The 23,986-nt window shown below is 68.7% G+C and carries 23 protein-coding genes; 9 read left to right on the plus strand and 14 right to left on the minus strand.

Translation table 11 applies throughout. The features are described from left to right. Positions 1-112: 112 nt before the first annotated feature. The gene (locus tag QU603_RS02960) at positions 113-1,402 is read left to right on the plus strand and encodes an aconitase X (RefSeq protein WP_308493926.1); all 1,290 of its coding nucleotides are present in this window, start codon (positions 113-115) and stop codon (positions 1,400-1,402) included. Further along, positions 1,399-1,863, plus strand: a complete 465-nt coding sequence (locus QU603_RS02965) for an aconitase X swivel domain-containing protein (RefSeq protein WP_308493004.1) — start codon at positions 1,399-1,401, stop codon at positions 1,861-1,863. Before QU603_RS02960 ends, QU603_RS02965 begins: the two co-directional genes overlap by 4 nt. An 11-nt stretch (positions 1,864-1,874) precedes the next feature. Here QU603_RS02965 and QU603_RS02970 read toward each other — a convergent pair whose 3' ends face one another. From QU603_RS02970 to QU603_RS02985, 4 genes are read right to left on the minus strand one after another with little or no spacing between them, the layout of a single operon-like run. Continuing rightward, complete coding sequence (locus QU603_RS02970; RefSeq protein WP_308493005.1) at positions 1,875-3,047, minus strand: acyl-CoA dehydrogenase family protein; 1,173 nt, start codon at positions 3,045-3,047, stop codon at positions 1,875-1,877. After that, the gene (locus QU603_RS02975) at positions 3,044-3,913 is read right to left on the minus strand and encodes an amidohydrolase family protein (RefSeq protein WP_308493006.1); all 870 of its coding nucleotides are present in this window, start codon (positions 3,911-3,913) and stop codon (positions 3,044-3,046) included. Before QU603_RS02975 ends, QU603_RS02970 begins: the two co-directional genes overlap by 4 nt. Then, entirely contained in the window at positions 3,910-4,845 is a 936-nt protein-coding gene (locus QU603_RS02980; protein ID WP_308493007.1) for an SDR family NAD(P)-dependent oxidoreductase, read from the minus strand. The genes QU603_RS02975 and QU603_RS02980 overlap by 4 nt, the downstream gene beginning before the upstream one ends. Continuing rightward, a complete protein-coding gene (locus tag QU603_RS02985; protein WP_308493008.1) occupies positions 4,842-5,303 on the minus strand; it encodes a MaoC family dehydratase in 462 nt (153 codons plus the stop codon). The genes QU603_RS02980 and QU603_RS02985 overlap by 4 nt, the downstream gene beginning before the upstream one ends. A gap of 90 nt (positions 5,304-5,393) precedes the next feature. Here QU603_RS02985 and QU603_RS02990 point away from each other — a divergent pair, with 90 nt between their 5' ends. From QU603_RS02990 to QU603_RS03015, 6 genes are all read left to right on the plus strand, one after another. Beyond that, positions 5,394-5,852 (plus strand): MarR family winged helix-turn-helix transcriptional regulator, encoded by a 459-nt coding sequence (locus tag QU603_RS02990; protein WP_308493009.1) that lies wholly within the window; start codon positions 5,394-5,396, stop codon positions 5,850-5,852. Positions 5,853-5,958: 106 nt separating this feature from the next. Next, complete coding sequence (locus tag QU603_RS02995; RefSeq protein WP_308493010.1) at positions 5,959-6,495, plus strand: UGSC family (seleno)protein; 537 nt, start codon at positions 5,959-5,961, stop codon at positions 6,493-6,495. A 1-nt stretch (position 6,496) separates the two neighbouring features. Next, positions 6,497-7,609 carry a hypothetical protein gene (locus tag QU603_RS03000; protein WP_308493011.1) on the plus strand — a complete coding sequence of 371 codons (1,113 nt, stop codon included), beginning with the start codon at positions 6,497-6,499 and terminating at the stop codon, positions 7,607-7,609. Continuing rightward, on the plus strand, positions 7,606-7,857 hold the full coding sequence (locus QU603_RS03005) for a hypothetical protein (protein WP_308493012.1): 252 nt from the start codon (positions 7,606-7,608) through the stop codon (positions 7,855-7,857). Before QU603_RS03000 ends, QU603_RS03005 begins: the two co-directional genes overlap by 4 nt. Positions 7,858-7,905: 48 nt before the next feature. Further along, positions 7,906-9,663 (plus strand): dihydroxy-acid dehydratase domain-containing protein, encoded by a 1,758-nt coding sequence (locus QU603_RS03010; protein WP_308493927.1) that lies wholly within the window; start codon positions 7,906-7,908, stop codon positions 9,661-9,663. Then, entirely contained in the window at positions 9,660-10,997 is a 1,338-nt protein-coding gene (locus QU603_RS03015) for an FAD-dependent oxidoreductase (RefSeq protein WP_308493013.1), read from the plus strand. The genes QU603_RS03010 and QU603_RS03015 overlap by 4 nt, the downstream gene beginning before the upstream one ends. 57 nt (positions 10,998-11,054) lie before the next feature. On the opposite strand, the gene QU603_RS03020 is transcribed toward QU603_RS03015, so the two are convergent. The 7 genes from QU603_RS03020 to QU603_RS03050 form a co-directional block, all read right to left on the minus strand. After that, positions 11,055-11,993: a Ppx/GppA phosphatase family protein gene (locus QU603_RS03020; RefSeq protein WP_308493014.1), complete on the minus strand. Its 939-nt coding sequence runs from the start codon at positions 11,991-11,993 to the stop codon at positions 11,055-11,057. A gap of 41 nt (positions 11,994-12,034) precedes the next feature. After that, on the minus strand, positions 12,035-12,364 hold the full coding sequence (locus QU603_RS03025; RefSeq protein WP_308493015.1) for a hypothetical protein: 330 nt from the start codon (positions 12,362-12,364) through the stop codon (positions 12,035-12,037). A 263-nt stretch (positions 12,365-12,627) separates the two neighbouring features. After that, the gene (locus QU603_RS03030; RefSeq protein WP_308493016.1) at positions 12,628-13,386 is read right to left on the minus strand and encodes an SDR family NAD(P)-dependent oxidoreductase; all 759 of its coding nucleotides are present in this window, start codon (positions 13,384-13,386) and stop codon (positions 12,628-12,630) included. Further along, positions 13,376-14,572, minus strand: coding sequence for an ATP-NAD kinase family protein (locus QU603_RS03035; protein WP_308493017.1), 1,197 nt, complete (start codon positions 14,570-14,572; stop codon positions 13,376-13,378). Before QU603_RS03035 ends, QU603_RS03030 begins: the two co-directional genes overlap by 11 nt. A gap of 3 nt (positions 14,573-14,575) precedes the next feature. Then, a complete protein-coding gene (gene gcvPB, locus QU603_RS03040; protein ID WP_308493018.1) occupies positions 14,576-16,183 on the minus strand; it encodes an aminomethyl-transferring glycine dehydrogenase subunit GcvPB in 1,608 nt (535 codons plus the stop codon). Then, complete coding sequence (gcvPA, locus tag QU603_RS03045) at positions 16,180-17,574, minus strand: aminomethyl-transferring glycine dehydrogenase subunit GcvPA (RefSeq protein WP_308493019.1); 1,395 nt, start codon at positions 17,572-17,574, stop codon at positions 16,180-16,182. The genes gcvPB and gcvPA overlap by 4 nt, the downstream gene beginning before the upstream one ends. A gap of 12 nt (positions 17,575-17,586) precedes the next feature. Further along, complete coding sequence (locus QU603_RS03050; protein WP_308493020.1) at positions 17,587-19,656, minus strand: beta-galactosidase; 2,070 nt, start codon at positions 19,654-19,656, stop codon at positions 17,587-17,589. Between the two features lie 99 nt (positions 19,657-19,755). Here QU603_RS03050 and QU603_RS03055 point away from each other — a divergent pair, with 99 nt between their 5' ends. Beyond that, a complete protein-coding gene (locus tag QU603_RS03055) occupies positions 19,756-20,412 on the plus strand; it encodes a GntR family transcriptional regulator (protein WP_308493021.1) in 657 nt (218 codons plus the stop codon). 8 nt (positions 20,413-20,420) lie between these two features. On the opposite strand, the gene QU603_RS03060 is transcribed toward QU603_RS03055, so the two are convergent. Genes QU603_RS03060 through QU603_RS03070 form a run of 3 tightly spaced genes read right to left on the minus strand, consistent with a single transcriptional unit; the run spans position 20,421 to position 23,982 of the window. After that, the gene (locus QU603_RS03060) at positions 20,421-22,082 is read right to left on the minus strand and encodes an amylo-alpha-1,6-glucosidase (protein ID WP_308493022.1); all 1,662 of its coding nucleotides are present in this window, start codon (positions 22,080-22,082) and stop codon (positions 20,421-20,423) included. Beyond that, positions 22,079-23,023 carry a carbohydrate ABC transporter permease gene (locus tag QU603_RS03065; protein ID WP_308493023.1) on the minus strand — a complete coding sequence of 315 codons (945 nt, stop codon included), beginning with the start codon at positions 23,021-23,023 and terminating at the stop codon, positions 22,079-22,081. The genes QU603_RS03060 and QU603_RS03065 overlap by 4 nt, the downstream gene beginning before the upstream one ends. Continuing rightward, positions 23,020-23,982: a carbohydrate ABC transporter permease gene (locus QU603_RS03070; protein ID WP_308493024.1), complete on the minus strand. Its 963-nt coding sequence runs from the start codon at positions 23,980-23,982 to the stop codon at positions 23,020-23,022. The genes QU603_RS03065 and QU603_RS03070 overlap by 4 nt, the downstream gene beginning before the upstream one ends. Positions 23,983-23,986: the final 4 nt, after the last annotated feature.

The raw sequence follows: 23,986 nt of genomic DNA on the forward strand, positions 1-23,986 counted from the left end.
GGAAAGCGTCTTCGTCGGGCGCGAAGCCGGTGCCAGACTCGTGCCGAACACGCGCCCCACCCCTCGTGGACGGGCCGCGAAGCCGCGATGGTGCGCAGAGGTGAGGGTGACGATGTTTCTGACCGATGAAGAGAAGAGCATGCACGCGGGCGACGAGGGCGATGCCGTCGCCGCCGCGATGGACCTGCTCATCCGCTACGGCGATGCGCTCGGCGCCGAGCGGCTGTGCGAGACACGGAATGTCGCCGGCACCATGACCCAGCCCTCGCCGGCGAAGGCGAAGCTGTTCGCCGAAGGGGGCTGGGCCAAGTCCTACGCCGTCATCAATCTGGACTGCGACGCCGACATCGAGATCCCGCGAATGAAGGTGCCGACGTGCCAGTTGCAGCACGGCTTCACCGAAGAGGTCAAAGGGCTCTCCGAATACCCGCTGCGCAACATCGAGCTGCAGGGCGATGCCGAGTCGTTCTTCAGCCAGCGCGGCGTGAACGTGCTGGCCACCTGCACCCCCTATCAAGTGGGCAACCTGCCCGTGCGCGGCGAGCACTGCGCATGGATGGAATCTTCCGCCGTGGTGTACTGCAACTCGGTGCTCGGGGCCCGCACGAACTGCGAGGGCGCGGCATCCACCGGTGCGGCCAGCCTCACCGGCAAGATCCCGTACTGGGGCAACCATGTGCCCGAGAATCGCCATGCGACCCGACTGGTCCGCGCGCGGACGCGGGTGGAGTCGATGCAGGACTGGGGGATGTTCGGCTACTTCGTCGGCGACGTGGTGCAGGAGGAGCGCCCCGCCGTGGTGGGCGATCTCGGCCAGCCGGTCCTGGACGAGCTGAAGCACTTCGGTGCGGCAACGGCCACCTCGGGCGGCGTCGAGATCTACCACATCCCCGGGATCACCCCGGAGGCTCCCACGCTCGAGGCAGCGTTCGGCGGCGGACCGGTTCCCGCGGCGATCGACTACGGGCCCGACGAGCGGAAGAGCGTCTATGAGTCGCTCAACTCGCAGGGGCAGAGCGACGATGTCGACTTCATCCTGCTGGGGTGCCCTCACGCGTCGCTGTCGCAGCTCGCCGAGATCGCTCAGCTGCTCGACGGCAAGCGGCTGAGCTCATCCACCGAACTGTGGATCATGACCCCACGCGCGTTGCGCTCGGTGGCCGACCGCAACGGCTACACCGCCGTGATCGAGGCAGCAGGCGGAAAGCTGCTCACCGACTCGTGTCCGGCGATGTCGCGCACCGCCCCGCCCGGAACCCGCGTGTTCGCCACCGATTCGGCGAAGCAGGCGCACTACCTGCCGGCGATCCTCGGCATCGAGGCGTGGTTCGGCACGCTCGACGAGTGCATCCAGGCCGCGCTGACCGGGCGCTGGCGCGGCGAACTGGCGGCTGCGGCATGAGCGCGCAGAAGCCGAGCGGGCAGACGCCGAGCGGGCAGACGCCGGTCATGCGCGGGCGCGGCATCACACCGGGCGTCGTGGTCGCCGAAGCCCTGGTCACCCGCGACGGCATCTCAGGGTGGGGAGGGATCGATTCCTCCAACGGCACGATCGTCGAGCGGAGGCACGAACTGGTCGGGCAGTGCTTCACCGGCAAGGTGCTGGTCTTCCCCAGCGCGAAGGGCTCCTCGGGGTGGTCGGGACACTTTCAAGCCACCCGGCTGATGGGCACGGCACCGGCGGCGATGGTGATCAGCGTGATGACCACCAAAGCGGCGCTGGGCGCGATAGTGACCAGGGTGCCGACCGTGATCGCCGCCGACCCGGACCCGATCGACGTCATCCGCACCGGAGACCTCGTGCGCGTCGACGGCGATGCGGGCACGGTCGAGATCGTCTCGCGTGCCGCGCCGGCCGCGTGAGAGACGGGCCGTCAGCGCGGGAACGCGCTGTGCCCGGTCAGAGCGCGGCCCACGATCAGCGTGTTCATCTCGCGGGTCCCTTCGAACGTGTAGACGGCCTCGCTGTCGCTGAAGAACCGGATCGCGTCATGGTCGAGCAGAAGCCCGTCTCCACCCATCACCTCACGCGCCAGCGCGACCGATTCGCGCAGCCGATCGGCGGCGATGCGTTTGAGCAGGCTCGGTGAGACGTCATCCTCGATCGGGTGCGTCGTGGTGCGCACCGCCAGTGCGAGCGTCTGTGCGATGTTGGCGGTGATCTGCACGAGCTTGTCCTGTATGAGCTGGAAGCCGGCGATCGGACGGCCGAACTGCTCACGCCGCTGCGCGTGGTCGAGGGCGGCCCGATATGCGCCCAGCTGCATGCCTGCCGAGGACCACACGATGGTCGCACGCAATCGCCGGAAGGCGCGGTTGATGTCTGCGAATGAGACGATGCGCGGCAACCGGCGCCCCTCACGCACCACGACGCCGTCCAGAGTGATGTCGGCGTTGTGCACCAGCCGCGTCGCGCCCTTGTGCACGATGACGCTGCGCTGCACGCCGGGGGCGTCGGAAGGCACGACGAAGGCGAGCACGCGCTCGCCGCCGTCTTCGCGGGCGATCACGACGATGTTGTCTGAGATCGTCGCGTTGCCGATCCACCGCTTCGCCCCGTCCAGCATCCAGCCATCGGCGGTGCGCCGTGCGCGGGTGGCCAGACCGCCGGCGACATCGGACCCGTGATCGGGCTCGGTCAGGGCGAAGCATCCGGTGAAGGAGAAGTCCAGGATGCCGGCGTCCCACGCGGCGATCTGCTCGGGACTGCCGCCGGCGTGCACGAGCGTGCGGAACATGTTGACCTGTCCGCCATAGGTGATCGACAGGCCCAGATCCAGTCGGCACAGCTCGAGCGTCACGAACCCGCGGTACAGCGGCCGAGGCTCACCGTCCGTCGCGAACAGCGCAGGGTCGTCGAGCAGGTGCAGGGCGGCCAGTGGCGCGCGAAAGTCGGCGAGGTTCTCGCCGGCTTCCCACCGCTCGGGCAGCACGGGGCGCACATGCTCTTCGAGGTACGCCCGCAGCACCGCGAGCTTGGCGCGCTCGGGGCCGGTGAGGTCGTCGCCGAAGCCGAGCAGGTCCCCGGGGTAGTCGAGCGCGGTCATGATCCGCTCAGCCCCAGCAGCTGCGCCGCGTTGTCTTTCACCACGAGCCGCACGACCTCGTCCGGCAACTCGAGGGCCGCGAAGTCGCGCAGCCAACGGTCGGGGGTGAGCGCCGGCAAGTCCGAGCCGAACAGCATCTTGTGCTTCAGGTAGGTGCGGATGGCGCGCACGAGCGCCGGGCTGAAGTACTTCGGCGACCAGCCCGACAGGTCGATCCAGACGTTCGCCTTGTGCGTGGCGATCGACAGCGCCTCGTCCTGCCAGGGCACACTCGGGTGCGCCAGCACGATCCGCAGGCCTGGGTGACGGGCGGCGACCTCATCGAGCAGCATCGGGTCCGACAAGCGCAGCCGCAGGCCCAACCCGCCGGGGACCCCGGCACCGACGCCGGTCTGTCCGGTGTGCACGACGATCGGCAGGTCGGCCTGCTCGATCGCCGCGAACACGGGGTCGAAGACGGGGTCAGACGGATCGAAGCCCTGGAGGGTCGGGTGGAACTTGAATCCGCGTACGCCGAGCGCGATCTGCCGGTGCAGCTCATCCAGTGCGGCATCGCCTTGCAGCGGGTCGACCGAGCCGTAGGCGATGAGAGTGTCTGGATGGCGTGCCGCGCCGGCGACGATGTCGTCGACACTGTTCGGCGAGTGACCCGTGTTGGTGGTGGCATCCACGGTGAACACCACCGCGACCATGTCGCGCTCGCGGTAGTACGCGGCCGTCTCGTCCACCGTGCGCGCCGGTTCGCCGCTGCCGAAGTATCGGGCCATGGCCGCGCGCTGCTCGTCCGAGGCCCCGTAGTGCCCGCTGTCATCGACCTGGATGTGCACGTGCGTATCGATGGCGCGGATGCGGTCGAGGTCGATCATGCGTCGCCCGGCTTCTCGTCCGACGGCCAGGAGCTGGGCGGGCCGGAGTGCTGTGCGTCGGGGGCGAGGTCGGCGTGCCAGGCGGCATCGATCTGGTCCGGCGTCCAGCCGCCGTCGTGGTAGAGCTCGCGAAGCGGCGTCGGGTGTGCGTAGAGGGTCAGCCGGTCGCCACCGATCCCGATCGCCTGGCCGGTCACGTCGGCCGAGGCATCCGATGCCAGCCAGACGATGAGGGCCGCGACGTCTTCGGGGGTGCCCAGCGCGTTCTCGCGGCGATATCGGGAGGGTATGCCCCGGCCGGCGACGTAGTCCTCATACACCTGGGTGTACGCGGGAATCGTCGCTGTCATCGGTGAGAGCGCCGTGGGGATCACGGCGTTCGCGGTGATCCCCGCACGGGCCAGCTCGAGCGACCACGTGCGCGCCATCGCGACCAGGCCTGCCTTGGCGGTGGCGTAGTTCGTCTGTCCGAAACTTCCGAACTGACCCGCCGGTGAGCCGATCAGAATGATCCGACCGCCCTCGCCCTGCGCACGCATGCGCGCGGCGGCAGCACGCCCGCAGGTGAACGAGCCGCGCAGGTGGGTCGCGATCACCAGGTCGAAGTCCTCGTCGCTCATCTTCCAGAGCACGCGGTCGCGCAGCACTCCGGCGTTGGCGACCAGGGCGTCCACGCGCCCGAACTCCGTGACGGCTGCGTCCACGAGGGCGTCGGCCGTTTCGGCGGGGCCGACCGGGGCGACGACGGCGACAGCCCGCCCGCCGGCGGCCTGGATGTCTTCGACGGTCTGCTGCGCGGTCTGCGCATCGATGTCATTGACCACGACTGCGGCACCCGCAGCCCCCAGCGCGAGTGCATAGGCCCGCCCGAGGCTGCGACCGGCGCCGGTGACGATGGCGACCTTGCCGTCCAGCCGATCCTGCGCGGTCATCGGTAGTACCTCAGGACGAGCTCTGCCACGCATGCCGGCTTCGAGTTGCCTTCGACCTCGACCTCCACCACGACGGTGGCCTGCAGCCCGCCGTCGATGACGGTGACCTCGGCCACGCGCCCGGCGATCCGGATGCGCGAACCGGCCGGGACCGGCGCGGGAAAGCGCAGCCGGTTCATCCCGTAGTTGATGCCCATGCCCATGCCCGTGACACGGAAGACCTGGCGCAGCAGCGGCACCGCGACGCTCACCGTGAGCAGCCCGTGCGCAATCCGCCCGCCGAAGGGCGTCGCGGCGGCGAAGTCGGCGTCCACGTGGATGGGGTTGTCATCGCCGGACAGCTGCGCATACAGATCCACCTCGCTCTGCGGCACCGTCCGCCAGTCGGATGGTCCGAAGGTGCTCCCTTGCAACTGCGGCAGTTCATCGATGGTCGCGGAGATCATGTTTTCGGGCATGCCGTCCCTCCTCCAGGTTCGTGTCGTAGATTTGAATTGTAGGCTACCTGAAACTCAGAGCCTGTGGACGCCATTACTGTTGGGGGTGGCATGAGCGAGACCAACTTCACCTACGTCATCAAGCAGGTGGAGCTCGCCCTGCGCCCGTACATCGAGGCCGTGTGCGCCGACATCGGCATGACGCCCGCGCAATACACCGCGCTGACGGTGCTGGAACGTCGTCCGGGCATCACCACCTCCAACCTGGCGCGGCGTTCTTTCGTTCGGGCGCAGTCAATGGCGCAGACCGTGGATCCGTTGCTGCATGCCGGTCTCGTGCGCCGCACGCGCGACCCTGAGCACGCCCGCCGGCTGCTCCTGCACCTCACCGAGGCAGGGTCCGAGGTCATCGCGCGAGCGCGCCCGGCGGTCGCGGCCGTGGAGCAACTCATCCTGGCCGATTTCACCGCCGATGAATCCGCCGCGTTCGCGGACTTCCTGTCCCGAGTTCGTCGCTCACTGGATGGCGGCGTGCCCGCCGGACGTGTGATGACGCCCGAAACGCGCTGAGCGCACCAGCAGTCTTTCGGTCGTCGAAAAGCGACGCGCACGCCCGAATGCCGCCCTGCCACGCTGATCCTGCACGTGGAAACACATCGAGCGAGGAGGCTCCGACATGACGCAGGAGTTGGTACTGGATCCCACCGGTGCAACGGCGGGAAGCGCCGACAGCACGTTATCTGCACGGACCGCTTCGCTGCGTGGCCTGACGGTCGGGCTGCTGGACAACACCAAGCCGAACACCACCGATCTGCTGCATGCGATCGGTGACCAGCTGCAGCAGTCCTACGGTGCGGCGGCCAGCAAGCTGTACACGAAGGACTACTTCGGCACTCCGGCTTCGCCCGAGCTGGTCGACCAGATCGTCGCAGAGGTCGACGTTCTGATCACCGGCGTCGGCGACTGCGGATCGTGCAGTGCGGCCACCGTGGCCGACGGCATCCAATTCGAGCGGGCCGGCATTCCCACCGTGGCCATCACGTCGGACTCGTTCTACCCTTCGGGGCGCGCGATGGCGCAGGTACAGGGCTTCCCCGGCTTCGACTTCTATGCCGTGCACCACCCGTTCGCGAGCCTGACCGCCGACGAGGTGCGCGAGCGTGCGATGACCGCGCTGCCCGACGTGCTGCGCATCCTCGGAGTGGAGAGCTGACATGGACACCGCCATCCTGACCGACGGCCTCATGGTCGACGCCGACGCCATCGCCGAGGCGATGGAGTACTACGACCAGCGCGGCTGGACCGACGGCCTGCCCGTCGTTCCCGTCACCGAGTCGACACTGGCGGGCTTCCTGGCCGCCACCGACCGCGACCCCGACGACGTGCTGTTCACGATTCCGCATCTGAACCGTTCGATCACCGTGCGCCTGGCCGCCGTCAACGCGGCGCTGGCCGGCTGCCGCCCCGAATACCTCCCGGTGGTGATCGCCGCATGGGAGGCCATCGCGAAGGAGCCCCACCCGCACCGGGGCATCTGGCAGTCCACCACCGGCACCGCACCCTTCCTCGTGGTCAACGGACCGATCCGCAGTGAGATCGAGCTGAACTCGCAGGGCAACATCTACGGGTCGGGCTTCCGCGCCAACGCGACGATCGGGCGGGCGATCCGGCTCGGGTGCATCAACGTCTTCGGCCTGCACCCGCACCTGCTCGACCAGGCCACGCAGGGCACCCCGGCGAAGTACTCGGCCTGCATCGGCGAGAACGAGGAGCAGAGCCCGTGGGCGCCGTTCCACGTCGACAACGGGTTCGCCGCCTCGGACAGCGTCGTCACGGCATATGTGATCCGTTCGGTCATGCACATCGAGGCGCGTCACACGATGCAGCCCGAGCAGCTGGCCGAAGATTTCGCCGACAGCATCCGGCGCACCGGCGCCCTCATCCATGAATACACCAGTGCGCTGCTCGTGCTCGTCCCCGAGCACGCCGAGCTGTTCGCGTCAGCCGGGTGGAGCAAGGACGATGTGCGACAGGCCGTGTTCGAGCGCGTTGTGCGCCCGCGCGCGGAGCTGGCCGCCAGCGGCAAGGACGCCGTCTCGCACAAGACCCGGTGGCGGCTGTCGGCGCAGCACCCCGACGCGATGCCCGACACCACCGCCGGCACCGACACGCCCGACCTGGTGCCGCTGCTGAGCCACCCGACCTCCGTCCAGGTGATGGTCGCCGGGGCCAACAACGCGGGTGTGTCGTCGGTCGTCGAGGTGTTCACCCTGAACCCGCCGAGAGAGACGCCGTATTCGATGGTCAAGATCGGACAGCGGCCGTGACCGCGCCGATCGACGCCGGCCGCATCGACGCGGCGCTGCAGAGCTTCCGCGACATGATGGGCAGCGACGGCTATCTGCTCACGTGGCAGAGCGTCGGCGGCGACCGCATCGTTGTGACCATCGACGCCACCGAGGATGCATGCGCTGACTGCCTGGTGCCGCAGCCGGTGATGGAGGCGATCATGTCGTCGGCCCTGGCCGAGACGTCGGTGACCGTGGAACGAGTCGTCCTGCCCACAGGCCATTGAGCGGGCGCGTCTGCGCCCGATGAATACCGATACGGCGATGCGGCCGTGATGGAGGAGATCAAGATGGTGAACCTGCGCAGCAACTTCTCGCCCTCATCGGCGCTGGGCATCGCGCGTCGTGCGGAGTGGCGTCCGTTGGGCATCTCGGCCGACGAACTGCACAAGCCCAAGGTGGCGATCGTCAACAGTTCGTCGGATCTGGCGGCCTGCTTCGCGCACCTGGATGACATCGTCCCGGTGCTGAAGAAGGAGCTGCGGGCGCTGGGTGTGCTGCCGTTCGAGATCCGCACGGCGGCGCCGTCGGACTTCATCACGAGCGCCGGGCGGGGCGGCAGCTACATCCTCTCGGCCCGGGATCTGATGGTCAACGACGTCGAGGTCGCCGTGGAGGGTGCGCAACTGGACGCGATCATCGCGCTGAGCTCATGCGACAAGACCACGCCGGCGCACCTGATGGCCGCCGGACGGCTGAATGTGCCGACCGTGATCATCCCGTGCGGCTACCAGCACAGTGGTATGGCGGAGGGGCGAGAGGCAGACGTCGAGGAGATCTTCCTGCAGGCGGCCATGGCCGCCGTCACGAAGGAGCCGACCGACCATCTGCAGGAGATGGCCGATGACGCCATCCTCAGCCCGGGGGTGTGCGCGGGGCTGGCGACGGCCAACTCGATGCACATCGCCGCCGAAGCACTGGGGATGGCGGTGCCCGGGGCCGCGCCGGTGCGAGCGAACAGCGAACGGATGTGGGACAACGTGCGTCGCTCGGCGGCCGCGCTCGTCGACATGATCCAGCGCGACATCCGCCCCCGCGACATCATCACGGCGGCCTCGATCCGCAACGCTGTGCGCACCATGCTCGCCATCGGCGGGTCGACCACCACGATCAAGCACCTGCAGGCTGTGGCCGTCGAGGCGCACGTGGACATCGACGTGTGGGAGGCGTTCCGCACTCTCGGGCGCTCCACCCCCGTGCTGTGCTCGGTGCGCCCCAACGGCACGACACTGACCGAGCAGTTCGAGGATGCCGGCGGCGCCGCCACGATCCTGCGCGAGCTGATGCCGCTGCTGGAGCGCGACGCGCTGACCATCACGGGTCACACGATGGCCGAGAACGCGGCCGCCGCGGCGCCCGCGGACGGCGATGTCATCCGCACGATCGGCACGCCCTACAGCACCGACCCTGCGATCGTGGTGCTGCGCGGGACGCTGGCGCCGGACGGTTCGGTGGCCAAGCGCCCCGTGCCCGATTCGGGGACCAAACAGTTCACCGGCCCGGCGCGGGTGTTCGACAGTCGCGAGCAGGCCATCGCGGGCATCTCCGACGGCCGGCTGCAACCGGGCGACGTGGCCGTGATTCGCGGCATCGGCGCCGTCGGCGGACCGGCCCTCGGGTTCACGTCATCGTTCATCTTCGCGCTGAACGCGCGGGGCCTGGCCGACAAGGTGGCGTTCGTCACAGACGGGCAGTTCAGCGGGCTGGTCAACCAGGGCATCACGATCGGCGAAGTATCGCCGGAAGGGATCGCCGACGGCCCCCTGGGACGCGTGCGCGACGGCGATGAGATCGCGATCGACCTGGTCGCCGGCAGTCTTGATCTGCATGTGCCGGCGGATGAGCTCGCCGCGCGTGACGTATACGTGCGGACGGAGTCGGCCGACGCCGGTGGAGGCTACCTCGACCAGTATCGGGAGCTGGTGCAGCCGCTGTCGTGCGGCACCGTGCTGGGCTGCCGTGCCTGCGGGCTGTGCGAAGGACACCATACGGCGCCGCTGCCGGTGGCAGCGGGCGGAGGAGTGACGGCATGAGTGCGGATGTCGTGCTGCCCGAACGCAGCGCGCCGGTGATCGGCGAGTACGACGTCGTGGTCATCGGCGGGGGTCCTGCCGGCCTCATGGCCGCCACGGCGGCATCCCGCGCCGGCAGCTCGACGCTGCTGATCGAACGATACGGCTTCCTCGGCGGCGCCGGCACGATGGGCGGGCTGTCCACGTTCTGCGGCTTGCACGCGCGCGTGCACGGTGAGGACCGACGCGTCATCCACGGCTACACCGACGAACTGCTCGGGCGCCTGGAAGCGCTGGACGGCTTGAACCCGCCGCACCTGTCGGTCGGCGACCGCATCATGGCGCAGGCCTTCGACATCTCGGCGTACAAGATCGCGGCAGACGAGCTGGTGCTGGCAGGAGGAGCCCACCTGCTGTTCCACAGCACCGCGACCGGCGTCGTGATGGCCGCCGATGGCACCATCGACGGGGTCGTCATCGAGTCGAAATCGGGTCCGGGCGTCGTCCGGGGACGATTCTTCATCGACGCATCCGGTGACGCGGATGTCGCGGTGTGGTCCGGCGCGGCGTACGAGAAGTCCGAGCACCTGCTCTACCCGTCGCTGATGTTCCGCATCAACGGCGTCGACCCGGTGGCCGCAGGGGACGCCTGGGTGACGGTGCGCCGACTCATGGAGGAGGCCGAAGCCGCGGGCACGCATCGGTTCCCGCGCAAGAAGCCGATCGTGCGACCGCAGCGCAACCCGCTGGAGTGGCGGTCGAACCTCACCCAGCTGAGCAACCCCGACGGCTCCGCGGTGGACGGCACCGATGTGTGGCAGCTCACGTACGGCGAGATCCAGGGCCGGCAGCAGGTCAAGGACGTGTTCGCGTTCATTCGAGAGAACACGCCCGGCTTCGAAGACTCCTACATCGTCGACCTCGCGCCCCAGATCGGCATCCGCGAGACGCGGCGCATCGTCGGCCCGTACCAGCTGACCGAGGAGGACGTGCTCGGCTGCGCGGACTTCGACGACACGATCGGCGTGAACGGCTGGCCCGTCGAAGCGCATGTGCAGGGTGACGTCGAGTTCCGCTTCGCCGCGGCCGACTCGCGCGGGTTCAACCAGCTGCCCTACCGCATGCTGGTGCCCGAGGGTGTGGACAATCTTCTGGTCGCCGGCAGGTGCGCATCGATGACCCAGCTCGGACAGTCCTCGGGACGCGTGACTGGACCGTGCTTCGTCATGGGTGAGGCCGCGGGACTCGCCGCCGATCTGGCACTGCGCGCGGGTGCCGCTGCCGGCGATGTGGACGTGGCCCAGCTGCAGTCCCGGTTGGCCGCGACGGGGGCGTATCTCGGCACCGACCTGTAGGGCGCGGGTCACCCCGCGGGGCGGTGAGGACGCCTGCGGAACCTCGGCCGTCCCCGGTCAGGGGCTCTCCCACGCCAGGGACTCGATGTAGCGCAGCAGCACGCCCTCGCGCAGTGCCCACGGGCAGACTTCGAGTTCGGTGACCTGCATCAGCTCCATCGCGGTGTGCAGCACGACGGCCGCCGCCACGATCTGGAACGTGCGGTCCGGGGTGATCCCGGGCAGCTCCTGGCGAGCGGATGCCGGCAGTCGCGCAAGACGCGGAATCCACGAGCCGAGAGCGGCGCGGGGCAGCAGCATCCGCTCCCCGCCGCCCCACCCGGCCAACGGCACGCCGGCAAGCCGTGCCAGGGATCGGATGGCCTTCGACGATCCGACGATGTGATCGGGCCGCGGCAGGGCACGGAACTGCTCGGCGACGGGTTGCAGGGTCTGCTGCGCATGCGCGCGCAGCTCTTCGACCGCTGCTTGGCCGGGAGGGTCGTCCGGCAGGAAGCGCAGCGTCATGCGGCCCGCGCCCAGGGGGACGGATGCTGCGGCCTCGGGCAGCTCGTCGGCTCCGGCCGCCAGCTCGAGCGAGCCTCCGCCGATGTCGAACAGCTCGATGCGGCCCGAGGCCCAGCCGAACCAGCGCCGCGCGGCGAGGAAGGTCAGGCGGGCCTCGGTCTCACCGTCCAGCACCTGCAGCGGCGCTCCGAGCGCCTGTTCGATGCGGGCGATCACCTCGGCGCCGTTCGTGGCGTCGCGCACGGCCGAGGTGGCGGTGGCCAGCAGCTCGTCGACGTGGTCGGCGGCGATGATCTCGCGGGCGCCGGCCGTGGCATCCACCAGCTGGCGCACGCCTTCTTCGCTGATCGCGCCGTCCGGAGTGAGGAACCGCATGAGCCGCACGACCGCTCGCTCGCTGGTCGACGCCAGCGGTCGGCCGCCCGGGCGCATGTCGGCGATCAGCAGGTGGACCGTGTTCGATCCGATGTCGAGGACTCCGAGGCGCACGGGATGAGCGTAGTGTGCCGCGGGCGCGTGCTGTACCCGGATCAGCCCATCGGGCGCTTGGTGAGCGCGGCGATGTCACGGTCGAGGGTCTCGAATCGGGAATCCATCTCGTGATGCAGGTGGCCGATGCGCTCGGTGATCGCGTCGAATTTGGTGCCGGTCGCGTCGAACTTGGTGTCGACCGCCTCGAATCTCGCGTCGACTGCGTCGAACTTGGCCGTGAGCGTGGCGTCGACGCTCTCGATCTTCGCGTTGAGCGTCGAAGTGTTCGCAGCCATGGTGCGCGAGAGCAGGGTCGTCATCAGCGTCATGCCGCCGATCATGATCGTGGTGAACACGCCGAGCAGCATCCATGTCTGCGGTTCGGTCATGATGTGCACCCCTCCATTCTCGCCGGTCTTGTCGAGAATCGCACGGTTTCGCTGCGGTGCCCGGCGGGGTGGCAAATCTGTGGAGGGGTGCCGCACCGTCGGGGCGGGGGATCCCGTGGCGGGATCGGATGCCGGGCGTCGCGCAGACTCACGTGTTGATGCTCCAGGAGCATCAACACGTGAGTTCGCAGCACAGCAGGATCCTGGGTTCAGGATGCGAGGGCGTAAACCTCGCGAGCATGAGCGCCACGGGTGAACCGATCTCAGGCGATGCCTCCGCCGTCCACCACGAGAGCCGAGCCCGTCACGTATGACGCCTCGTCGCTGGCGAGCCACACGACCGCGGCGGCGATCTCGCTCGGCTCGCCCATGCGGCCCAGCGGCCGGTCGGCCGATTCGGCGAGGAACGACTTCTCCTCCTGCCCGAGCTGCGAGGCCTCGCTGCGCAGCATGCCGGTGTTGACGTCTCCAGGGTTGACGGAGTTGACGCGGATGCCCTGCGGCCCGTGGTCGATCGCCAGCGCGCGGGTCATGTTGACCACGGCGCCCTTCGATGCGCAGTACGAGATCGCCTGTCCGCCACCCTTCAGGCCCCAGCCCGAGCCGGTGTTCACGATCGAACCGCCGCCGCCGGCAGCCATGATCGGCACCACGTGCTTGCACATCAGGAAGATCGCGCGCACGTTCACCCCGAACACCCGGTCCCATTCCTCGACGGTGGTCTCCACGGCCGTCGTGCGGCGGATGATCCCGGCGTTGTTGAACACGACGTCGATCCCGCCGAACTCGCTGTGCACCGTGGCGACGACGCGCGCGATGTCGGCCTCGCTCGACACATCGGCGGCGATCGCCAGGGCGGTGCCGCCCGCAGCGCGGATCTCGTCGACCACGGCGGCTGCGGCATCCTGATTCAGATCCACGACCGCGACCGCGGCGCCCTCGGCGGCGAAGGCGAGCGAGGTCGCACGGCCGATGCCGCCGGCGCCGCCCGTGACGATGGCCTTCTTGTTCTCAAGTCGCATGGAGCGCTCCTTCTGTGATCGGGGTGTTGTGGGGACGGGTCGCCGCAGCTTCGGGTGCGACGACGGGATAGATGCTCGCAGAACTGGCGCCGGTGATCACGCGGACGAATCCTGCCAGGGCGGCATCGACCTCGGCGTCGCCGGTGTCGACCAGCAGCGGCCGGCCCTGCAGGTCGATGAGCTTCTGCTCGGGGGCGACGACGATGAGGGGATCGGGTCCGAGGGCACGGATGATGTCGGCAGACAGCTGCTGGTTGCCGCGACCGAGGAGGAAGCCCTGCCCGCCGATCACAGTGACCACCGCCTTTGCCGAGCCGCGCGAGATCTCCTCGCGCAGCTCGCGCTCGCTCGCTCCGGCGCGCACGACGCGCCCGTCGAGGACGACGTCGACGCCGAGCGGGGTCCCGACCACGCCGAGCTGGCGGGCCAATTCGGCCATCGTGCCGCCCGGGCCCAACAGATACCGCACGCCGGGGCAGAAGAGGGATGCCGCGGCCCGCGCCGCCGCGACGACTGCTGCGTGTTCGCCGGCGGGGGTTGCGGCCTTGCGCGCCTGGGTCCGTCCGGGGCGGTAGGGGACCGGCAGCATGCCGAACAGCCGTGGCTCGACGTGCGCACGCCGCAGCTGCTCCTCGTCGATGTCGAGCACCTCCTGCTCGTGCAGCGGCAGAGGGTCGCTCAGCCAGGCCGCGGCGAGGGCTCCGGCGGCACGAGGGCTGATCGCGAACACGGGGGAGTACATCTTGACCCCCGAAGGGATGCCGAGCGCCGCCGGTTCGGCGGACGCGGTGGATGCTTCGTCTCGCGAGAACGCGGCTGCCACATCGCGGGCGGTGCCGTCGCCGCCGGCGAACAGCACCAGCGTGGCCCCTGCCTCCCACACCGTTCGCACCGCCGCGGTGGTGTCGGCGGCGTCGGTGGTGTCGGCGTCGATCGGGGCGTAGACGACCCGGGCGACCAGGCCCGCAGCGCGCACGGCATCCTCGCCCATCGAGCCCGCCGCCGTCAGAATCTCTGCCTGCGGATGCGCGTCGGCGACCACGCGCAATGCCGCTGCTGCCCGCGCCGCGGCCCGCGCGACGCCACCGCGTGCGGCGGCGTCGCGCTGCACGCCCACGCCGTCGGAGCCGGCGAGGCCGGCGGGGCCGCCGACGCCGGCGACAGGGTTGACGACGAGCGCGAGCATGGCCTACGCGGCACTCCCGTCGGCAGCCATAGCGCCTGAAGCAGAGCCCTCGCCGAAGTACTTCCGGCGGTACGCGCGCCAGGTGATGGCCCAGCGCTCGGGGTCGTCGAGGTCGTCGTGGTGCGTGTGATGCACGGTCTGGTTGTGAGGCGCGGTGCGCACGACCTCCGGCGTCTCGCGCGCTTCGCGCGCGACCTCGGCCAGGGCAGCGACGTACTCGTCGATCTCGGCCTTCGAATAGCATTCGGTCGGTTCGAGCGTGAACGGTTGCGGCACGACGTACGGGTGGTGGCTGGTCCAGTAGTGGAAACCGAAGTCGGCCATGCGGATGCCGATCTCTTCGCTGGTGATGCCGGTCTGCTCGAACAACTCCTGCCACGAGTAACGCACCTGCTCGATGCGGCGCCGTCCGGTCGCATACGGTGCCGAGGCGCCCGGGATCTGCAAGACCCTGCTCATCAAGTAGTTGTTGTTGAGCACGGCGATCTCACTGGCCGTGCGCAAACCCTCAGCACCCAAGGCCATGATCCATGCATATGCACGGACCACGTGCAGCACGACACCGAACCCGGGTGCGACGTGCCCGATCGACTGCTCGCCCGGCTCGTGCACAGTGAAGGCGTCGCCGTCGCGGACGATGCGCGGCCCTGGCAGGAACGGCGCGAGGGCCTCGCTCGCGGCGTTGGCCGCCGCGGCAGGTCCGCCGCTGCCGTGCGGGGCCGAGAACGTCTTGTGCAGGTTGAACTGGCACACGTCGAATCCGGCGTCGCGCGCCCGGGTGATGCCGAGGATGCCGGCGGCGTTGGCCTGGTCATACGACGCGAGCGCGCCCACCGCGTGTGCCGCATCCACCCACTCTTCGACGGCAGGGTTGTAGATGCCGGTGTCTTCGGGGTTGGTCACCATGATCGCGGCGGTGCGCTCCGAGAGCGCCGCTTTCATGGCGGCCAGGTCGGGGTAGCCGTCGGCGTCGGGGTAGACGGTGATCACCTTGTAGCCGGCGACCTTCGCTGCCGCGGCGTTGGACGGGTGGCTGAAGATCGTCGTGATGACCTCGTCGCGCTGGTCGGCCTCACCGCGCGAGGCGTGATACGCGCGGATCATGGCGATGTTCGTCCAGATGCCGGCCGAGCCGCCCGGCGCCTGGAACGAAACTGCATGCATGCCCGAGATCTCTGCCATCAGCCGCTCGAGTCGCCACGTGATCTCGAGGGCGCCCTGCACGTCGGCGGGATTCTGCAACGGGTGCAGCTCGCGCAGCTGCGGCACCTCGATGAGCTGGTCATTGATCTTGGGCGAGTACTTGATGGTGCACGTGCCCTGACCGATGTCGACGTTCAGGTCCGAGCCCAGCGTCTCTTGCGACAAGCGCAGGTAGTGCTTGAGCACGCGCATCTGACCGATCTCGGGAAGGCGCGGCGGTGTGGTGCGACGCAGGCTGTCGGGCAGGGCGGCCACGACATCTCCGACGGCGTCGCGCACCCCTGACTCGATCGGGGTCACGGCGATTCCGCGTTCGCCGGCGCTGTGCAGCTCGAACACGATCGGCTCATCCCACCGGGCCTGGTGGAAGCGGCGCGGGCTGGGCTTGGGTGTGACGGGAAGGCTCATGCGTACTGCTCCTTCACAACGGCGGCGGCCGCCGCGAGGTCGAGGCGGGTCAGGGATGCCGCGAGGCGGTCGATATCGGCCTGCGAGGTCATGTCGGTCACGCACACCAGCAGGGTGTGCTCACCAACTGCAACCCCGGGCTCGATACCCTCGGCGCGCAGCGCCGCGATGATCTCGGAGGCGGTGCGCCCGGCTATCTGCACGGTGAATTCGCGCAGATGGACAGCGTCGTCGCCCAGGCTCAGCCCGGGGACGGCGGCCAACGTCTGCTGTGCGTAGCGGGTGCGCGCGAGGAGCAGCTCGCCGAGCTCTGCCATGCCGTGGGGTCCCATCAGGGCCAGGTACACGCCGGCGGCGATGCCCCACAGGGCCGACGCCGTGCCGACCCACTCCTTGCCCTCTTCGCGCTGCGCGAACGAGGTGCGCTCATAGGCCACGTCGCCGAACCCGTACTCTCCGGGCGCGTCGGTGGTGGCCAGGCCGAACAGACGAGACGGCAACTCCATCACGAACATCGGGTCGTCGTGCACTGCGATGAAGCCCGCGTGCGCGCCGCCGAACCACTGGTGCAGCCCCAGCGACTGGATATCGCCGGTGACGATGTCGGCGCCGTGCAGGGCCGGCGGGGTGAGCACTCCGTATCCAACGGGGTCGGTGCCCACCACCACGAGGGTGCCGGCGGCATGGGCGGCGGCGGCCAGGTCGGCGAGGCGGGACTCAAGGGCGCCGGTGGCGCTCGGGGTCTCGATCCACAGGGCCGCGACGTCGCCGCGGAGGCGGGCAGTGACGGCGGCCAGATCGGCGAGTCCCGACACGGTCGGCACCGATTCGAGTTCGAGCGTTGCGCGCAGATAGTCGCGCACCTTCGATTCCTTCTCCGGCAGCACGTCGCTCACGCACAGCACGCGGTGGCGACCGGTGATCCGCCCGGCCATGGCCAGACCGGTTGCGAGGGCCTGGAATCCGTCGTAGGTCGGGACGTTCACGACATCCATGGCCAGCAGCTCACCCATGAGTGACTGGTATTCGAACAGCGCATGGAACCGCCCGTGGTCTTCGTACGGCTCACCCGCGTAGGCGGTGAGGAACTCGCTGCGGCGGATCACCTCGTCGACCACCGCGGGCACGTAATGGTTGTAGGTTCCCGCGCCCAAGAAGCTCAGTACGTCATCCGTCGTGCGATTGCGGTTCAGGATGCCGCGGACATGGCGTGCGAGATCCTGCTCGGCAGGCAGCGGCGTGGGCAGGTCCAGCGCGCGGTGCAGCCGCAGGTCGTCCGGGACATCGGCGTAGAAGTCCTCGGTGGAGTTCGCGCCCACCGCGGCGAGCATCTCGGCCTTGGTGTCGGGAGCGGTATTGGGGATGTAGGGGTGCACGAACGCGTCGGTCACGGCATCCTTCCTTCAGTCGGTCCGGCCATCGGCCAGCGTGATGAACGGGACGGTCTCGGCGCGCGGGGTCGCGAGGACGGCCGCGCCGAAGCGGGGGAGGGTCAGCGTCGCGTTCGTCGTGCGGCCCACGTCGTGGCCGAGCAGGTCGCGGGCGCCTTCGGGCACGGCGATGGTCAGCGGCTCGCGCCCGTGGTTGAGCACGAATGTGTAGTCGGTGTCGGCGCTGGACCGGGTGACGGCGTCGAGGTTCACGTCGGTCCGGTCGCGGGCGGGGAGCCCCGCCTCGGCCAGCACGAGCCGCCACACCGCAACGAGGCCGGCGTCGTCGAGCATCGCGCTGACGTACCAGGCCGACCCTGCCCCGGCGGGCCGGGAGGTGACGGCCGGGCGCCCGTTCAGGTCGCCGGACGCGTAGCGGGCCAGGACGCAGGCTGCGGCATCCACCTCGATCCACTCGCCCCAGTGCGCGAACGTGAGCGCGGCGCCGTCCAGGTCGAGCACGCCGGTCTCGCCGTCGGCCAGCGGCCACTGCTCGTCGACCTCGACGCCCAGCAGATCTCGCAACGGACCCGGTGCGCCGCCGAGGTGCACCTTCTCGGTCGCGTCGACAACACCCGAGAACGGGCCGATCACCACCCGTCCGCCGGCCGCGGCGAAAGCGATGAGCGCCTGCGCCTGGACGGCATCGGCAATGTACAGGTTCGGCACCAGCACGACGTCGTAGTCGTCGAACGGGCCAGTCGCGCGCACGGCGTCGACCGGCTGGCCGAGCGCATGCATCGCCCGGTGCCAGGCGCGCGCCTGCCCGGCCCAGTTCAGCCGCTGCGAGGGCATCGACTCGGCGGCCGCCGATCCCCATCGCGAATCCCAGTCGAACACCATGGCGACACGGGCGCGCACGCGCGAGCCGCGCACAGGCTCGAGCGCCGCCAGTTCCGCGCCCAGCGCCTTCGTCTCGGCGAACGTGCGCGAGGATCGGCCACGGTGCCCGAGCATCGACGAATGGAACTTCTCCTGCCCGTAGCGGGCCTGCCGCCACTGGAAGAACATCGCTCCTTCTGAGCCGTGCGCAATGGCCTGCAAGCTGTCGGTGCGCATCTTGCCCGGTGCCTTCGGCACGTTCACATCGCGCCAGCTGACGGCGCTCGCCGACTGCTCCAGCAGCAGCCACGGCCGTTGTTTGAGCGATCGCATGAGCCCGTAGTTCAATGCCGCGCCCACCGGAGCGAGTGGATCAGCCGGATCGGGGTAAGCGTCGTCGGTCACCAGGTCCTCGAGCTCGGCGAAGCGCCAGTAGTCGAGGTCGTGGAACATGCTCATGAAGTTGGTCGTGAGCGGGATGTCGGGGGTCAACTCGCGCAGGATCTCGACCTCGAGACGGAACAGGCCCAGCAGCGCATCCGAGGAGAACCGCTCGAAGTCAAGCAGCTGCGTCGGATTGATCGGTCCGGGCGCGCGCCGCGGCGTCTCGATCTGGTCCCAGTCGCCGTAGCGCTGGCCCCAGACGTTGACCCCCCACGCCTCATTGAGCCCGTCGATGCTGCCGTAGCGCTCGGCGAGCCAGCGCCGGAAGTGCCGGGCCGACTCGGGGCAGTAGCAACGTGAGGTGTGGTCTCCGTACTCGTTCGAAACGTGCCACAGCGCCACCGCAGGATGCCGGCCGTAGCGTTCGGCCATCGCACGGGTCATCCGAGCGACATGCTCGTGCCACACCGGCGAACTCGGGCAATAGGTCTGCCGCGAACCGAATTCCATGCGCCGGCCCTCGGCATCCATCGGCATCATCTCGGGGTGGGCGCGCAGCAGCCATGCCGGCGGCGTCGCGGTCGCCGTCGCGAGATCGACGTGGATTCCGGCATCCCACAGCAGATCGATGACACGGTCGAGCCAGCCCCAGTCGTAGACGCCGGAGGCGATTTCGAGTTGCGGCCAGCTGAACACCGGCAGGCTCACGATGTTCACTCCGGCTTCGCGCATGAGTGCGACATCCTCGGCCCAGACGTCTTCGCTCCACTGATCGGGGTTGTAGTCGCCGCCGTACGCGAGGGCGCCGAGGTCGAATGTGCGGGGCGCGTCAGTCACTCGGGTTCCTCCATCGGGCGTGTCATTGTCGAATGTATTCTGTATACAAACACGTTATGCTGAATACTGATGTAGGTCAAGTGCGACGAGAGGGACGTCATGGCGATTGAGCGGAAGAACCTGCGGATGCAGGTGCGTGACGAACTGCTGACGCGAATGCGCTCCGGCCAGGTGCGCCCGGGCGAGGGCATCAATGAGGTGCAGCTGGCTGCCGAGATCGGCGTGAGTCGCACTCCGCTGCGCGAGGCGCTCATCTGGCTCGAGAGCGAAGGCCAGATCGAGAGCGAGAACGGCAAGGGCTTTCGGTTCGCTCCGCTGAGCAAGCGCGAGTTCGAGGACCTCGCGCCCATCATGGCGACGCTTGAGGGCCTTGCGCTGCAGCAGAGCCCGATCGACGAGCTGAAGCGGCTGGGCGCGCGCCTGTCCGAGATGGCCGCTGCCTTCACGCAGGAGGAAGCCGCGCACTCCCTCGTCGTGTCGAAGGACGACGAGTGGCACACGCTGATGCTTTCGGCGTGCACGAACGGTCGGCTCCTGGCGATCATCGAGATCGTGCGCGGTGCGTTCCACCGATACGAGTCGCTGCTCGTGCCCAGCGATGCCACGGTGCATCGGGTCGCGGCCGAACACGGCGAGATCGCGCGGTGCCTGGCAGCGGGGGACGTGCCCGGCGCGGTCGCGGCACTGAAGGTCAACTGGATGCACGGGGCGACCCGCATCCTCGCCAATGCATCGAGCACGTACTTCACGGACTGATCGGCGGCTCATGCCGACAGCCGGACCGCGAGGTCGACGAACAGTGCCGCCGACCAGCCGAATGCCGTCGTCGCCGCGCGTGCCTTCTGGCCGGTCCGAGGATTGAAGTACTCGTGCGGCCCTCCGCCGTGGATGACCAGTCGCACGGTGTGCTCGCGCAATCGCCGCGCGCTTGTGTGAAGGCCTGATCGTTCGAGCCCTTCGGCCACCAGCACGTTGGTGTTGATCCACACCGGCCCGCGCCACATGCGCTCGGGGGAGAAGTCGCTGTCGTCGACGGCGACAGTCGGCAGCCCCCACAGGGTGCCATAGCGCGCCGGGTCGCTGAGTGCGTCGGTGAGGTGGCCGACGATGTCGGGTGACAGCATCCCCGTCAACAGAGGCATCAATCCGACCACCGCATCTGTGGGTCGGCTCCCGGCGAGGAACGCGTGCTGTTCGGGATGCCACATCCTGCGCAGCAAGGTCATGGTGTGATGTGCGCGCCGGCGGTGGGCGAGCGGATCGCCGGTGTTCAGCTGCTCGCAGAGCTCGGCCAGCTCCAGATCCTGCAGCACGAGATAAGCGCCCAGATCGGGCGAGGCGATCGGCAACGTGCCATCGAAGATCGGGCTGTCATCCAGACCCGATGAGTACGGGTGGGCGTACTCGGGCATGCCGTCGCCGTCGGCGTCGGAGTGCGCGAACCACCAGTCCTGCGACCGTTCGATGACCGGCAGCACCTTCCGTGCCCATTCGTCGTCGGGTGCGACCTCGAGCAGTTTGCGCACCGCCCATGCCGTCAACGGCGGCTTGGTGAGGGGAATCGGCGCGTCTGCGTCTGCCACCGCAGAGCCGTCGCGCCGCAGGTGCTCGCGGTCGGCGGCGGGCAGGTCGTCGCTCGAGGCGAGCGTGCCTGCTTCGTGCACGACGTCGGGCAGCTGCCCGTCGCTGGTGGGAAAGCGCAGCGCGAGGTCGAGTTGTTCACGGGCCAGCGCAGGATCGCCGTGGCGCAGCCCGGTGGCGATGAAGTACGCGTCCCATTGCCAGAGCCCGACGTAGCCGATCTTCGACGGAACGACGGCGCGCACGTCGCCCAGGCGGGGCAGCGCGACGATGTTCGCGCCGAGCACCCACCAGCAGAACGCAGTCATCTCCTGCAAATCGTCGCGCACGATCGGGCACCGCTCGAACCACTCCCGCCACGTCGCCGACGTCGCCGCCTGATCGGCGTCGTGCGTCGCCGATCGCGCCGCCATCACTGAGCGATCGCGCCCTACTTCGATGCGCACGGCGATCTGATCGCCCGCAGGCGATTCGACCGTGTCTCGGGTTCCGTCGGGCAGCGTCCAGGCCACCTGCGCTCCGTTCGGCGCCGCGACGCTCACCGCCGTCGGGCCCGCGTACGTGAGGCTTGCGCCGCCGTCGAACACGATGCGATCCGGCAGCACATCGACGACCGTGCGCGGTCGCCCGTCGGCCGCCCGCACTTCAAGCCGGTCGATCACCCGGCACGCATCCAGTGGCTTTTCGTATTCGGCCGTATGGATGCGGATGCCGCTGGCTGCGGCGTGCGGATCGTTGGCCATGTCGTCGCGGAACACCAGAAGGCGTGACGAGGGCAGGGTGAACGGAGCACGCACCAGATCGAGGTGGCGCGCGGCCAATCGGGCGAGTACCTCGGCGCTCATCGGCCGCCGAGCCCCGACGCGGCCATGCTGTTGAGGATCTGCCGCTGACCGATCACGAACGCGATCAGCATCGGAATCGTCGCGACGGCCGAAGCCGCCATGATGAGGCCATAGTTGATTGAGCCGAACTGCCCCTGGAAACTCTGCAGCAGCAGCGGGACCGTGAACAGGTTCTGGCTGTTGAGCATGACCAGCGGGAGCAGGAAGTTGTTCCAGGTGCCCAGTGCGACGATGATCGACAGGGCCCCGAGGCCCGGGCGCAGGTTCGGCAGCACGATGCTCCAGAAGATCCGCCATCGCCCGGCTCCGTCGACCAGCGCGGCCTCCTCGAGCTCCTTGGGCAGCGACAGGACGAACTGCCGCATGAGGAACACGGCGAACGGGTTGGCCAGCGCGGCGGGGATGATCAGCGAGAGATGCGAATCCACCCACCCGAGCTTTGCCATCAGCAGGTAGAAAGGGATCAGCGTGACCTGCATCGGGATCATCTGCGTCGCCAGGAACATGACGAACATGGCGCGTGATCCGCGGAACTTGATGCGGGCGAACGCATAGCCGGCCATCGAGGCCGTGATGAGCGTGCCGATGACGACCAGGATCGCGATATAGATGCTGTTGACATACGCCTGCCCGAAGGGAGCGTCGTTCCACGCATCGATGAAATTCTGCGGCGCCCAGGGGCTCGGCCAGAAGCTGAGCGGATCGTTCAGAAGCTGCGGCAGGCCCTTGAACGCTGTGACGATCATCCAGACGAAGGGATAGACCATGGCAATCCCGGCCACGATCAGCACGATGTGCAGAGTCGTTGCGGCTACCCGACGTCTGCTGCGGCCGGGACGGGCGTGCGGCCTGATGCGCCGGCCGGGCGCTGCGATCGCCACAGTCGACTCGGTGGGTGGTTTCGTCGTGCCGTCGGTGAGACGGGGTGTCGCGGCCCTCATGCGGCAGCATCCTCGTAATGGACGAATCGTTTCTGGAATCCGAACTGGATCGCTGTGATCACCAGGGTCAGGATCAGGAGCAGGATCGATGCCGCGCTCGCGACGCCGAACTGCGTCTTTCCGAATCCGAGATCGTAGATGTGGTAGACGATCGTGCGGGTGGCGTTGTCGGGTCCGGCGTTGGCCACGAGCACGAAGACGATGTCGAAAGTCTGCAATGAGCTGATGAACGCGATGATCGAGGAGAAGAACAGCACGGGCGACAGCAGCGGCAGCCGGACGCGGAAGAACAGGGCTATCGCTCCTGCGCCGTCGATGCGCGCGGCTTCGATCACGCTTGGCGAGATGTTCTGCAGGCCGGCGAGGAAGATCACCACGTTCAGGCCGAGCGACGACCAGATCGTGACGATGCACACCGCGAGCAGGGCGAGGTGCGGATCACCCAGCCAGTCCGGCGCGGGCACGTGGAAGATCGTGGCGATTGCGTGCGAGAGGACTCCGTCTTTGCGGAACAGCTGCTGCCAGATCATCGCGACGGCGATGCTGCTCGTGATCACCGGGGCGAAGAACAAGGCCAGGTACAGTGTGCGGGTCTTGAGCCGCTCGAGCGCGACGGCGATGACAACGGCAAGGCCCAGCCCGATCGGCACCGTGATCAGCGCGATCAACATCGTGTTGATCAGTGCGCGGCCGAACAGTGGGTCGGTCAGTTCGGTTCTGAAGTTGTCGAACCCGATCCACGTGAGGGGTGTCAGTCCATCCCACTGGGCGAAGGCGAGCACGACCGCGGCGATGAAGGGCACGAGCACGAACAGCGCCATGCCGATCATCTGAGGGGCGACGAAGACGTAGCCCCACCGGCGGTCACGCCGTCGCCAGGCGGCCTCTGCACGAGGCGCGCCCGGAGACGGCATCCCGACCGCTGGGGAGTCCGTCACGCTGACGGAAGGAGCGGTCATTGAC

The organism is Microbacterium terrisoli, assembly GCF_030866805.1.
Lineage (GTDB): Bacteria > Actinomycetota > Actinomycetes > Actinomycetales > Microbacteriaceae > Microbacterium > Microbacterium terrisoli.

Excerpts from the sequence above, each read along its gene's own strand:
- QU603_RS02960 (WP_308493926.1), top strand. The coding sequence starts at position 113 with ATGTTTCTGACCGATGAAGAGAAGAGCATGCACGCGGGCGACGAGGGC.
- QU603_RS02965 (WP_308493004.1), top strand. The coding sequence starts at position 1,399 with ATGAGCGCGCAGAAGCCGAGCGGGCAGACGCCGAGCGGGCAGACGCCG.
- QU603_RS02970 (WP_308493005.1), bottom strand. The coding sequence starts at position 3,047 with ATGACCGCGCTCGACTACCCCGGGGACCTGCTCGGCTTCGGCGACGAC.
- QU603_RS02975 (WP_308493006.1), bottom strand. The coding sequence starts at position 3,913 with ATGATCGACCTCGACCGCATCCGCGCCATCGATACGCACGTGCACATC.
- QU603_RS02980 (WP_308493007.1), bottom strand. The coding sequence starts at position 4,845 with ATGACCGCGCAGGATCGGCTGGACGGCAAGGTCGCCATCGTCACCGGC.
- QU603_RS02985 (WP_308493008.1), bottom strand. The coding sequence starts at position 5,303 with ATGCCCGAAAACATGATCTCCGCGACCATCGATGAACTGCCGCAGTTG.
- QU603_RS02990 (WP_308493009.1), top strand. The coding sequence starts at position 5,394 with ATGAGCGAGACCAACTTCACCTACGTCATCAAGCAGGTGGAGCTCGCC.
- QU603_RS02995 (WP_308493010.1), top strand. The coding sequence starts at position 5,959 with ATGACGCAGGAGTTGGTACTGGATCCCACCGGTGCAACGGCGGGAAGC.
- QU603_RS03000 (WP_308493011.1), top strand. The coding sequence starts at position 6,497 with ATGGACACCGCCATCCTGACCGACGGCCTCATGGTCGACGCCGACGCC.
- QU603_RS03010 (WP_308493927.1), top strand. The coding sequence starts at position 7,906 with ATGGAGGAGATCAAGATGGTGAACCTGCGCAGCAACTTCTCGCCCTCA.
- QU603_RS03015 (WP_308493013.1), top strand. The coding sequence starts at position 9,660 with ATGAGTGCGGATGTCGTGCTGCCCGAACGCAGCGCGCCGGTGATCGGC.
- QU603_RS03025 (WP_308493015.1), bottom strand. The coding sequence starts at position 12,364 with ATGACCGAACCGCAGACATGGATGCTGCTCGGCGTGTTCACCACGATC.
- QU603_RS03030 (WP_308493016.1), bottom strand. The coding sequence starts at position 13,386 with ATGCGACTTGAGAACAAGAAGGCCATCGTCACGGGCGGCGCCGGCGGC.
- QU603_RS03035 (WP_308493017.1), bottom strand. The coding sequence starts at position 14,572 with ATGCTCGCGCTCGTCGTCAACCCTGTCGCCGGCGTCGGCGGCCCCGCC.
- gcvPB (WP_308493018.1), bottom strand. The coding sequence starts at position 16,183 with ATGAGCCTTCCCGTCACACCCAAGCCCAGCCCGCGCCGCTTCCACCAG.
- QU603_RS03055 (WP_308493021.1), top strand. The coding sequence starts at position 19,756 with ATGGCGATTGAGCGGAAGAACCTGCGGATGCAGGTGCGTGACGAACTG.
- QU603_RS03060 (WP_308493022.1), bottom strand. The coding sequence starts at position 22,082 with ATGAGCGCCGAGGTACTCGCCCGATTGGCCGCGCGCCACCTCGATCTG.
- QU603_RS03065 (WP_308493023.1), bottom strand. The coding sequence starts at position 23,023 with ATGAGGGCCGCGACACCCCGTCTCACCGACGGCACGACGAAACCACCC.
- QU603_RS03070 (WP_308493024.1), bottom strand. The coding sequence starts at position 23,982 with ATGACCGCTCCTTCCGTCAGCGTGACGGACTCCCCAGCGGTCGGGATG.